Below are 12337 nucleotides of genomic sequence, written 5' to 3'. Positions count from 1 at the left end.
GTTTAGTTGCTTGCATGGACTACAATAAGGAAAACAACTTACGATTCTCTAAGCAAAATGTTACGAAACCATTACGATGTAATTTGTGGTATCATCCTGTCACAAAAAACGGTTGAAGTCCCTCTCCGCGAGAGACTTCAACCGTTTTATTCGTTGCTACGTCTTTTTTTTCGCTTGCCTCACATTTAGTTCACTCGAATAAAATCAGCCATGGATCGAACCTCGACCGCCCCTGGATTCGAATTGACATCTGCTTGCTGTAAACCTTCTCTGGAGATGAACTTCACCTTTACCGGAAACCCGGGAATCAGATCAAAGAAGTTATCCGAGAAGACCCCTTCAACTTCCGAAGACATCCACACCTGCTTGGCAAGAACATCACTTTCCAGCAACAGATGTACACCCTCCTCATCCGCTCCTCCCCTGACTTTGATGCTCGCAGGCTGAAGCGCAAGCTCTTTGGCAGGCACGAAGTAATGCTCCTGGACAATGTCTGTTACTCCCTCTTGACGGAGAGCGATCCGCAGTAGCGTCGTCGTAGCATCATGCCCTTCAAGCCAGTCTGCATTACGTAAGGACAACAACTTCTCACCTGCATTGGGTGCTACGTTTACTGCAAAAGTCTCTTCCCAGTGCACCGTGCCATCGAATCCAATCAATTGAACTTGAAGCTCCCCCTCCACCTTCTTCAATAGATCAGAAACCACATAGATATCTGTGACGTCTTCTTTGGTACCATCCACGGAAACCAATACATCATTGAAACTACGTTTCGCATAATATTGCAATGCCTTCCAGCGACCAAGATAGTCCATACCCGCCCACGAAGCGACAGGCCAGCAATCATTCATTTGCCAGTAGAGCGTTCCCATACAGTAAGGTTTGCGGCGGCGGTGGGCTTCGATTGCGGTTTTCATCGCTTCCGCTTGAAGGACCTGACTCATATACAGGAAGGATGGGAAATCCTTCGGTTCATGCAAATACATATCCATATACTGCTTGATCAGTCGATTACCCGCACCGTTCTTCTGATGTGCAAGCATGACCTCTGACTCCAAGGCCAAGTCTTCTTCCTCGGCGTATGTGCGTACCGACTTGTATTCCGGGAACGACTGGAACCCATACTCACTCATAAAACGGCCTACGTATATATTGTAATTCTCAAAAGGCTCCACATTGTGCCACACGCCCCAATAATGGATGTCTCCTTCCGATGTAGACGGATGGGCATGCTGCTTTTCATCCCCTGTCAGCGATACAATGGGGGAGGAAGGCCAGTAGTCAATGCCTGGTGCATACGCTTCGACCACTTCTGGCAAAAGGTCATGGAAAATCGCTTCATAATCCGCCCAGATGCGTTCGCGCTGTTCGGCGTTGTAATCTTTTTTCCAGCCCCAGCCACCATTTTCAATATAATGCGCCCAAGCCGAATCTATCTCATTGTTGCCACACCACAGTACAATACTCGGATGATTGCGCAGACGTCTCACATTGTCGATCGCTTCATGACGGACACTGTTCAGGAACGCTTCATCACCCGGATACATGCTGCACGCGAACATAAAATCCTGCCACACCATGATACCGTATTCATCACACAAGTCGTAGAATACATCCTCTTCGTAAAAGCCACCGCCCCATACACGTAGCATATTCATGTTGGACTCCGCTGCCGATATGATCTCATGCATGTACCGTTCCCGTGTCACTTCGGTAATAAAACTGTCATTGGGAATATGGTTGGCTCCTTTGGCGAAAACCGCAACTCCGTTCAGTTCAAAATAAAAGGAAGCCCCGGCTTCGTCCGAATTACGCACAAGACGGATGGAACGAAGTCCTGTTTTGACCTCGTACGTTACGACAGCACGCTCACCTTGAAGTACTTCGGCAGCAAACGTGTATCGATACGCTTCACCCAATCCACGGCTCCACCAGAGCTTTGGATTCTGAATCGAGATCGGGACCTCTACCGTATGGGAACCAGGTTGTAAAGATACGGCCTTCTCCCAGCGCTGACCATCTGCACCTATGCGAATAACGGTATCTATAGGCTGTGAAGTTTGCACTTCTACCACTGCGGTGACTTGTGCCGATGTGGCATTTACTTCATTTTGACGGATAAATAAATCATTAATTTTCACATCTGTCCATCCCTCAAGCCTAACTTCACGCCAGATGCCACTGGTGACAAAACGCGGACCCCAATCCCAGCCATAGTGATATGGTGCTTTGCGCGCAAAGATACTGACTCGTTTATCCCCGAGACCGCCCACATCGGATTGGTCATTGGATGCAGGCAAGGCATATCCCAGTTTCTCCAGCTTCGGTAAATCCTCCTGAATGGGAGAACGAAAATGAATGCGAAGCATGTTCCCCTGTTCCTTCACTAATGCTTTTACATCTGCCTTCCATACTCGAAACATGTTATCCGCAGACAACACATGTGTGTCATTCACATATACATCCGCATACGTATCCAGTCCGTCAAAAACTAGTTCGAGATGCTCCTGCGTATATAAAAAAGATTCAATATCGAACGTTGTACGATACTCCCAGTCCTTCTTGTCGATCCACTGCACTTCCTTCTCATTTGTCCCGTAAAATGGGTCAGGAATCTTGCCTAATCTCAGCAGATCGGTATGTACGCATCCAGGCACCTGAGCCGGCGTCCATTCCTGATCCTCACTAGCCTTGAACGTCCAGTTTTCAAATCGTTGTGATAGCTTTGTGCTCATGACAGCCTCCCATGTCGTTAGAGTAACCAACGTATTTTGTTAGGTTTTGTTATTATATTAGCAAACAATTCACAAAACAAAATTAACATGTTAGCCGTATAACAGTCAATGCATTTGGTCAATTAAATTGTTCTATTATCACTGCAATCACAAAAAAAGACATAGAGATTTACTTCTCCATGTCTTTTCCCTTCTATTTTGTTTCCATCCTGCTAGGAGTGTCCACAACCACAAACTTTACCTGGCTACTCCCGTAACATATGATATTCGTCCCGCATAATGATGTCCGCATGAATAAGCTTACGCTCATATGGAACATTCGGATTGCTAATGCGCCACAACAGCTGATCTACAGCACGGGCTCCGAGATGTTCCTTATGAATATGTGCCGTAGCCATAATAGGATCATCTGCCCTTGTATTATCGAACCCTGTTACCGCGCACTGTTCAGGCACCTGAACGTCGCGACTTCGCAAAGCCTCAATGATAATAAATGCCGTGTGGTCATTCGCGCAGACGATCACCTCTGGAATATCTTCAAGCTTGAACTCTCTGATGGTTTGTTGCATCTCCTTATACTCCTGCACGAGCAGCCCCGCATGCTGTTCAGCCTGTAGTTGCATTACTTCAAGTCCCATCCGATACCCGAGCCACCGTTCCCTGAAACTAACCGCATCAGGTAGCTGTCCAGCGAACTGGAACCGTTTATATCCCTTCGCCGCAAGCATAAGGACTAACTCTTTCATGCCTTTCACATTGTCAGTAAATACAGTATCGGTATGTATTGCAGAATCCTCGTGGTCCACCATGACGAGCGGAATGCGCAAGCGATATATTTCGAGCAGCACTGGCGTTGAGATCGTGCCTACCGTAATAACACCCCGAATGGCGTCGGGATTGAGAACCGAAAACATATGATCGGAAGAAGGTTCCGTCAGTGTCAAAATATCCATACCCCGCTCATTCAAACGCGCTGAAATCCCGTCGAATACTGGCCCCCAATACAATGAGGAACGATTTTGAGAGCGTATATTCGGAAACAAAATCAATATGGTACCTTCGTTTTTCTTCCCCATTGTGTCACCGAATGATGTATGAGAATCCACTGCATTATATTTTGGCTCTATTTTAAAATAACCCAGTTGCCCCGCGGTTCTGACAATCATCTCACGCGTGTGCTCACTAACCCCCGGCTTACCCGTCAGTGCACGGGAAACTGCGAACTTGGATACTCCTGCAGCATCTGCGATCTGTTGCATGGTCACTCTTTTGCCCATCTTGCTCACCCGATTTTCCTGATATTTCATCCAGTGTAGCATAAAACCCCGAATGAACAAAACATGTTTTGTTCATTCGGGGTTTGTTAGGTTAGATCGGAGTAAGACGGAATAACCTGTAACTTCGTTTATCTACCGTTTATTTATGGGCGACTGTCTTCCACTACATATATATTTAGATGGACAGAGAGATTCAGTTAACACTATAATGCCGGGCGCTTTCTGCGTCTGAACACATGCAGCGGCAGTTTGATCTCCGTAATCAATACGCCAGCCAGCATCAATGCTGCTCCGCAGTATCCTTGCAACGTAAGAGACTCTCCCTGAAAAATAAAAGCAAACGCTGCGGCAAACAGCGGCTCCAGCGAAAAGATCAGACTCGTTCTCGTGGGTGAAGCGTGGCGCTGGGCAAAAGTTTGCAAAATATAACCAAGCCCACTGCATAATACTCCGAGTCCCAAGATCGATGCCCATGATTCCGGCGTATCTGGTAACTGCGGTGTTTCAAACAAAAATGTGGCTACAGTTCCCAACAAAGCCGCTACACCAAGTTGAACGATTCCGAGTGCAAGCGGATCATGATTCGGAGTAAATTTACCTGCAATCATAATATAAACGGCATAAATCAATGCTGCCAGAATACATAACAAATCCCCGAGATGCAGGCTCATTTCATGTTGAAGCGTTAATAATCCAAGCCCTGCTACTGCGACCACAATACTGACACTAAGACGTTTGTCCGGCAATCGCCGGCGCAAGACTGTCGTTAATATTGGTACAAAAATGACGGCCAAACTGATCAAAAACCCCGCCTGAGACGCCGTCGTTCGCTGTACCCCATAGGTGATGAATACAAATGCAGCAAACAACGCTGTACCCAGCACGCCTCCAGCAAGCAAGGTTCTACGATCAACGTTTCTCAAACGGCGGTGAAAGAGTATCCCTGCCGCTACAAAGGCGATTCCAAATCGCAAAGCAATCAAATTTAGTTCTTGCATTGAAGCTAGTCCCGATTTCATAAACAGATAAGAAGAACCCCAAATAACGGTTGCAAGCAACATCTGTACATCTGCTCTTCGTGATGCTTGAATCTGATTTCCCTGTACCCCATTCATCTAACTTCTACCTTCATTCTTCTATAATAGTCTGAGCTACGTTGGTTATATGTACTAAACTAACTCGCCTTGGCAAGTATAAACGATCTCTTTGCATTATAAAAATGAATATTTATAATAGTTAATATGAAATAAACTCATGTATAGAAATGTAGATTAATCTGGAAGGAAAGTACTATAACATGTCGCTAATTAAATACGAAATTCTAAACACGGTAGTTGAATATGGCAGTCTGACCAAAGCATCCGAGGCCCTGAATATTACACAATCCGCTGTCAGCCACGCCATCGCCAGCCTGGAAAGCGAATATGGATTCTCCTTGCTGCATCGCAGTCGCTCAGGTGTCCGGGTCACCGCGGAAGGTGAGCGTATTCTCGGTTATACTCGTGAAATCATCCGCTGGGCCGAACTGATGAACCAGGAAATCTCCCTGATTCGCGGTGCCGAGATTGGTACGGTACGAATCGGGACATTTGCTAGCGTATCGACACAGTGGCTACCGGGTATTCTCAAGCAGTTCAGGCTTCGCCACCCCGGAATTGAAATTAAGCTTTGGGAGGGTGACTATGCCGAGATTGAGAACTGGCTCGCCAGCGGGGCCATCGACCTTGGGTTCTTGTCTCTTGGCGACTCGTCGCCATTTGATACGATTACATTACAAAAAGACAGGATGATGTGCATCCTGCCTCTGGATCATGCTCTGGCTTCAGAGAAATCGGTATCTTTTGAAGTTTTGCTAGAGCAGCCTTTCATTCTTCCCAAATGGGGCGGTGACAACGAAATTGAACGTTTGATTCGTCAACATGCTGCCAAATTAAATGTGGTATATGAGGTAGCCGAGGATCAGGCTATTATGGCCATGGTACGTAACGGACTTGGCATCAGTCTTCTTCCCGAGATGGTGCTGCAAAATCATACGGAATCACTCGCGCTGGTGCCACTTTCAGGTGACCCTTACCGAATGATCGGTTTAGCTTGTGCTTCCCTTCGGAATATTTCACCAGCAGCACGTCGTTTCATTGAAGAAGTCCAACAATGGCTCATCTCTAATCAAGAAGTTTAGTTTCACGTGACTCACACTCAGGTGAACAGGCTTAAAGACGATCCTATCTTATTCCCAGACCCGATCTAGCTGATCTGCATAGTAGCGTATCGCCCGGCTGTAGTCCATTATTCGCGGATCTCCAGAAGTATCTGCAAGCTGAACAAGCAGCCGCCCCATCGCTTCTGCGTGTTCGCCGAGATTATAGAGCACCATGGCATAAAATACTTCAAATTCCCGGTGCTCGGGAAATTCCGATATTCCTGCCAGCAGCCATGTTTTGGCCTGCTCGTATTGTCCAAGCGTACGATAAGTACTCCCTAGTCCGAGAATTGCACCAGCCCGATCTTCTGCCGATAGTTCCAGCTGCAGTGCTTTTTCATAATAAGGCACAGCCTCACGTTCCAATCCTAGCGAGTCATGTGCCCATGCGAGTTGATACCAGCCTTCCCCATTTTCCGGCTCAAACTCCGTAATTTGGTGCAAAAGCTCAATTGCTTCCCTCACTTTGCCTTCCTGTCGCAGGCAGATCGCTTGTTGCAAATCACTCATGTTGTTGTCACATCCAATAGCTGTTAATAATAAACAAGCACATCTTGTAATAATACCAACAACGAGGTTGTCCGTTTTATTCCAAAATGTGCTCTCTGAGGGAATCCCTGCTCTCTTCTGTTTAAGACCAAGTTGTATTCACTACCATTAAGATGAACAGGAGCATTAGGTAATTGACCGAGATCAAAAAGTTAACCTTCGCCCACTTCTCATCATCCTGTGTTTTCAATCCGCCAAGTGTATGTACAAACCAGATCAAGCTGCTAATCAGAGATACAATCAGAAACACCAGTCCAACGTAATCAAAATAATACAACAGGAATACAGCAGGAATCAGCAGAAAAACATAAGGAATCATCTGTAGCTTGGTACGTTTCACACCTTTGACCACCGGTAAGAGTGGGAAGCCTGCAGCACGATACTCTTCCACACGGCGAATACCCAGCGACCAGAAATGTGGAGGCTGCCACAAAAATAACAGTGCAAACAACAGCCAGGCTCCTGCATCGATTTCATTCGTTACGGCGGTATACCCAATGACAGGTGGCATCGCCCCTGCAATTCCGCCCAGCGATGTGCTCCATGTCGATGTACGTTTTAGCCACATCGTATAGATCACAATATACGCAAACCAACCGAGCAAAGCCATCCAGCCGGATAACGGATTCACCAGTACAAACAATATCGCTAAACCAGCGACTCCGAGCACCAAGCCGTAACCAAGAACAAATCCTGGTTTCAGATGATTAATGTAATCCATTCTTTTTTTCGTTCGTTCCATCTTTTGATCCAGCTCACGGTCCCAATAATTATTGATGACACATGCCGAAGCAATGACGAGCGTTGAACCAATCACGACCATAAGCAGAGATATCCATGCGATATCCCATTGTGAAGCAACCCAGAAACCGACGGCAACCGCAAACACATTCAACCTTAACAGTCCGGGCTTGGTTAATGCAATCATGTCTTTAAACATCAGAAGCCTCCTGAATGATGTAAAAACGCCATTCCTATAATGATACATGTACCACCAATAAATTACAATCGCTTTCAACCATTTGTCATAACAAAAAGCATTCTTTACCGTTTACTTGAACGGAAAGAATGCCTTTTGGATTATTTGTATGTTATCTGTTTAAGGGATATACTGTTGTACAATTTTAATTACTTTTCCATCTTGAATCGTCAGGTGGTAAGGGAACACAGACATATCCAGAATGCGTTTATCCCCATACAACGACTCAAACTTGGTCAAGCTTACGGGTTCGTTCCACTGAATTTCCGCCCCCTGAACCGTACCATCTCGGTCATACAGTTGCATAAGAACGTTGGCGTCAGCTTTGACCTCAACCTGTTCTTGTTCTTTGTTATCATTAACAATATAGTAACCGTCAGGTGCCTCATCCATGCCCGCATCCGGATTACGTTGTTTGAAAATCGTATTGGCTTCCTCACCCTGATACCAGCCGATTTTATCTACAGTCAGCATTAATTTACCGTCTTCCACACGCATCCCGTCAATATAAGCTGTATATACTTCAGAATTGGCCAACTGGGCCTTATTAGCAGAAGGTGACTGAACATCGGTACGCTCCTCTGCATTTGCAGGGGTAAGCAAATATGTAGTCAGCACGATGATGCCAAGTAAAGCCACTGCTGCACCGATCATCCGATATCTCCATTGTTTCGCCGCGTTCTTCATGCCAGCATCTCTCCTTATTTCATACGTCTCTTTAATTATTAAACGAATGCTTTTCTTCTTAAACGGACACGCCAAACATTAACGATCCGTTTATGTTGTACTCATCATACGTCATAGCACTTTCTGAAAAGTATCAACCAGATTAAAAATAGTTACAATTCGCGTCATCACTACTGAGCTTGTCCACCGCTTTACATGGAGAAACCCCAAATCAGCTGCATTCGGGGTTTCTGCTGTATCTATATTAATCTATGCTTGTACAGTCCATTTATGCCTGAACTTCTTTAATGACTTGTTCTGGTGTCTTGCGCCAAACGAACCAGCATATGAGCGAGCATATGGCGTTCCTCTTCTTTACCAACGTTCCAGAGTTCCTGTAATAGCTTCTCTTCCCGGTTGCGAGGTTCTTCGTTAGCTGCCAGATGATCTGCTACTTTTTGTGCAATTTTAGCCATTTGTTCTTCACTTAAACCGATGGATTCGCCCATGGCAATCCGTTTACCGAGGTATTCCTTGAATGCATCAAAATTTTGTAAAATGTGGTCTCTTTCCTCCGGTGCAATCTTTTCGATTGCGTTGTCTACCTGATCTGTGGAAACCTGCCCGTCTTTGTGGATCACATGATTTTGTTCATTCATGCTTATTACCTCCTTCAGTTTAATTGCGTTATTCATTTTTGTGACTTATGTTGAGCTTGCAATAAGCTTCACAACCTTGGGTCATTTATAATATAAACGTCTCGCTGAAGTTTAATCAGCCGTTTCAAAAATCGTAGTTCGGTTAAACGTTTTACATATACATGTAGATGTTTGGTTATGTTAGTAAACATTGATTACTACCGAATTTAAGGAGGAGATCTCATGAATGATAAACCTAAACATGACAAAACAACCGATGAACTCAAACCCGGTGTAAATACCGTCATTGAACCAGACAAAAAAAATCCGGGACCTACGGACATGATTGAAGGTGTCGTCGGAGATATTGTAGACAACATTCGCAAAGACTTTACCCATAAAGGACATGATCATTCTTCCAATAAAAATGCAACAGATGAACCGGGTAAATAATCCTTAAAAGAAACGCACGAAAACAAGTCCTCCTAAACCAACTGGAAAAGAGAGGACTTGTTTTTTTGTGGTTTTTTATAATATGCTATTAACCTTTACCCATCCTCTGTAACGCCTTGTGAATCCAGATGGCCGCAATCGCGCCTTCGCCCATAGCAACAGTCGCTTGTTCGGCATGTATACCAAGATCTCCAGCAATCCAGACGTGAGGAGCCGCCTGCATACTACGAGGATTCGCCTCTACATGTTTATTGTCTGCAATGACGGCTCCAAGCTGCTCAGCGAGCTCATAGTGAACCCGGTTCCCGCCAAAGGCGATAAATCCACGTTCTGATTCAAAAATCTGACCATCTTCGGTTAAAACACCTGTAATATGACCGTCCTCCATCTGTTGTACTTCCTGTACTGCTGCTTCAAGATAACGGACTCCTGCTTGTTTCATTTGACGATGAAGGTCAGCCGAGATCGCTGTCTGCTCGTGGTTGATATATAAAAGATCATTAGTACGTTCAATTAAGGTCATGGCCATATTCGCTCCAGCTTCGCCAGCCCCCAGCAGGATCGTTCGCTTCCCTTGAATCTCATAACCATCACAGTCAGGGCATACATACACGGTTCTGCCGAGTGTAGACTTCAGTCCCGGAATATCAGGTATTCGATCCGATAACCCGGTTGCCAGCAGCACTGTTTTGGCCTGATACAGGGTTCCAGAGGACCCTTTAAGCCTGATCTTGTCCTCATGCACACGTATGGCTTCTACAATTCGATCCTTTTCAAACAAAACACCTGTCTGCTCAGCTTGCATCCTGCCAATGGCCCGTAATTCTTTGCCCGACACCCCATCCGGATAACCGAGAATGTTATGATAGGTTCGGCATAACGTTGATCTGCCTTCCCCAGCATCGACTACCAGTACTTGATGCGCTGAATAACGTCCCAGCTGAATGGCTGCCTGAAGCCCTGCAATCCCTCCACCCACAATAATACAATCCATCTCTCGCATGTTATTCCCTCCTGAATATCCAGTACTCTCTCTTTTTAAAAAGTATATTTTTGCATGATGATTCTTGTCCTTCTATACATTAAACCGTACAAACAGGCTTAAACGGCCTGACTTATTCCATAGCTTAAACCAAAAATAAAAGACCCAAACCTCCGGTTTCAAACGAAAGGTTTCGGTCTTCAAGTGTTAGAACTGATACGATTCGAAACGCATAGCATTGGTGATGGCGTTCCATACATCCGCAGTTTCGCCGCCCATATACCAGTAAGCCAGTCCTGCAATTTTTCGCTCACCACTCATCCGAACTTTGGCAGACAAGGAGCGACTCTCTTCCGCCCAGATGGCTCGTGCCACCGAGTTAGACGTGTAGTTAATCATATACTGCTTCAGCTGTGTATCCCAGTTTCTTAGCGAACCTGATGCCGATGCCCGCACTCCTTGCTCTCCCAGTGTAATGTCCCAGGAAGCTGTTGCAGGATTCATGGTGGACCAATCCCGCGTATATAGTGGAAGCGCCAAAATAGTCTTGGTACGTGGTACCTCGGAGAGCATCTTTGTCAGTGCTCGATCCACCCATGGAAGCGAAGCGACCGAACCGGGCTTGGGGTCACCGTTCCAATGCTCTTCATAACTCATAAGTACCATATAATCTGAGATCGCCCCCAGCTTGACGTAGTCAAAGGCTGCCGTCCAATCTGAACCGAGATTGGGAGATACATCAACCGATACCACAGCGCCAAGTGTGTGCAAGGATTTCGTTAACGAAGTCACAAACGCGGTAAAGCCTTCGCGATCGACAGGATCTACATTTTCAAAATCCACATTAATACCGCCGAGTTTATATTTTTTCACATAAGCACTCACTTGATTGACAACTGCTTCCCGGTTCGCTGAGCTCGACAGCATCTGATGTGTCATCTCCTTATTGGAACGGTTACCCAGCATCGGCCACAGCGCTCTGCCCGAAGCAGATGCCCAAGAGATCAATGTGGCATTGGCATGATCCGAAACGTTCATATCTTGATTCAGGAAAAACCAACGCGGAACGACCGTGTTCACAGGCGACTGGTCGACTTGTCTTATAAATTCTGCTGTCGATGAATTATACTGCCATCCCAGTTGAATCCCATGATCCTGCTTCCGCTGGATCTGTCCGGCCCAAGTTCTGTTCTGTAAAATTGCATCCAGCATAACCGCAGCCTCTTCCCGTGTGACTTGGTCAACTGGCCGGAACATGCCGCTACTTCCGCGCATTAATCCAAGTTGATGCACCTTCTGTACATATGGAAGAGCCCAGCTTGAGATGTCCGCTGCGTCTGCATATGTATTGTATATACTATCGCTTGCCACAGGGCGCTGTTTCAGCATACGAACAAGCAAAGCAGCTGCCTCTTCCCGTGTAATGGAAGCGTTCGGCTGAAACTGGTTCTGGCCTTTACCTTCAAGAATCGATAGATTAGTCATCGCAGCTACGTTACCGTAATACCAAGCTTTCGCAGAAATATCTGCAAAAGGTTTAATGTTGTTTGAAACTGGCTCTAGTCCGAGCAAGCGAACCGCAAATGATGCAAATTCAGCGCGTGTGACCGCTTTTTTCGGTTCAAACGTGTGCTCCGTTGTTCCTGCTACAATCCCTTTTTGCACCAGTCGCGCAATGGCTTCTTTTGCGAAGCTTTTGCTTGTATCCTGAAAGGTCGGCTGCTCGCTCCCCGCCCCGTTAATGATACTTCCATTTCCAATCACTGAACCGAATAAAATGACGCCGCTTAATACGATCTTCCATAGGGGATGAAAGTTTCGAAAAGCTCTATTATCATTTACTATTTTCACATTAAAA

11 protein-coding genes are annotated in these 12337 nt (G+C 45.8%); 2 read left to right on the top strand and 9 right to left on the bottom strand.

Annotated features, from left to right (window positions below; genetic code table 11):
• Positions 1–185: 185 nt before the first annotated feature.
• The 3 genes from ACT89M_RS12340 to ACT89M_RS12330 all read right to left on the bottom strand — a co-directional run bounded on the left by ACT89M_RS12340 (position 186) and on the right by ACT89M_RS12330 (position 5127).
• Complete coding sequence (locus tag ACT89M_RS12340) at positions 186–2735, bottom strand: beta-mannosidase (protein WP_487345244.1); 2550 nt, start codon at positions 2733–2735, stop codon at positions 186–188.
• Between the two features lie 245 nt (positions 2736–2980).
• A complete protein-coding gene (locus tag ACT89M_RS12335; protein WP_261764522.1) occupies positions 2981–4042 on the bottom strand; it encodes a LacI family DNA-binding transcriptional regulator in 1062 nt (353 codons plus the stop codon).
• Positions 4043–4215: 173 nt separating this feature from the next.
• Positions 4216–5127, bottom strand: a complete 912-nt coding sequence (locus tag ACT89M_RS12330) for a DMT family transporter (RefSeq protein WP_308721932.1) — start codon at positions 5125–5127, stop codon at positions 4216–4218.
• A 182-nt stretch (positions 5128–5309) separates the two neighbouring features.
• Between ACT89M_RS12330 and ACT89M_RS12325 the strand changes: the two genes are divergently transcribed.
• A complete protein-coding gene (locus tag ACT89M_RS12325; RefSeq protein ID WP_154886240.1) occupies positions 5310–6191 on the top strand; it encodes a LysR family transcriptional regulator in 882 nt (293 codons plus the stop codon).
• Positions 6192–6239: 48 nt separating this feature from the next.
• Here ACT89M_RS12325 and ACT89M_RS12320 read toward each other — a convergent pair whose 3' ends face one another.
• From ACT89M_RS12320 to ACT89M_RS12305, 4 genes are all read right to left on the bottom strand, one after another.
• Positions 6240–6722: a tetratricopeptide repeat protein gene (locus ACT89M_RS12320; RefSeq protein WP_154886241.1), complete on the bottom strand. Its 483-nt coding sequence runs from the start codon at positions 6720–6722 to the stop codon at positions 6240–6242.
• A gap of 121 nt (positions 6723–6843) precedes the next feature.
• Complete coding sequence (gene cyoE, locus ACT89M_RS12315; RefSeq protein ID WP_154886242.1) at positions 6844–7701, bottom strand: heme o synthase; 858 nt, start codon at positions 7699–7701, stop codon at positions 6844–6846.
• Between the two features lie 159 nt (positions 7702–7860).
• Entirely contained in the window at positions 7861–8427 is a 567-nt protein-coding gene (locus ACT89M_RS12310; protein ID WP_090920847.1) for a hypothetical protein, read from the bottom strand.
• Positions 8428–8711: 284 nt separating this feature from the next.
• Positions 8712–9065 carry a DUF3243 domain-containing protein gene (locus ACT89M_RS12305; RefSeq protein ID WP_123066707.1) on the bottom strand — a complete coding sequence of 118 codons (354 nt, stop codon included), beginning with the start codon at positions 9063–9065 and terminating at the stop codon, positions 8712–8714.
• A gap of 222 nt (positions 9066–9287) precedes the next feature.
• Here ACT89M_RS12305 and ACT89M_RS12300 point away from each other — a divergent pair, with 222 nt between their 5' ends.
• Positions 9288–9497, top strand: a complete 210-nt coding sequence (locus tag ACT89M_RS12300) for a hypothetical protein (RefSeq protein ID WP_154886243.1) — start codon at positions 9288–9290, stop codon at positions 9495–9497.
• Positions 9498–9585: 88 nt separating this feature from the next.
• Here the strand turns inward: ACT89M_RS12300 and ACT89M_RS12295 are convergent, their stop codons facing one another.
• Positions 9586–10500 carry an NAD(P)/FAD-dependent oxidoreductase gene (locus tag ACT89M_RS12295; protein ID WP_487345243.1) on the bottom strand — a complete coding sequence of 305 codons (915 nt, stop codon included), beginning with the start codon at positions 10498–10500 and terminating at the stop codon, positions 9586–9588.
• Positions 10501–10686: 186 nt separating this feature from the next.
• Entirely contained in the window at positions 10687–12330 is a 1644-nt protein-coding gene (locus ACT89M_RS12290; protein WP_253495222.1) for an S-layer homology domain-containing protein, read from the bottom strand.
• Positions 12331–12337 lie beyond the last annotated feature (7 nt).

Source organism: Paenibacillus sp. NN59 (assembly GCF_057597225.1).
Note: the sequence above shows the minus strand (reverse complement) of the source record. Positions and strands in the feature narration are given on the sequence as shown.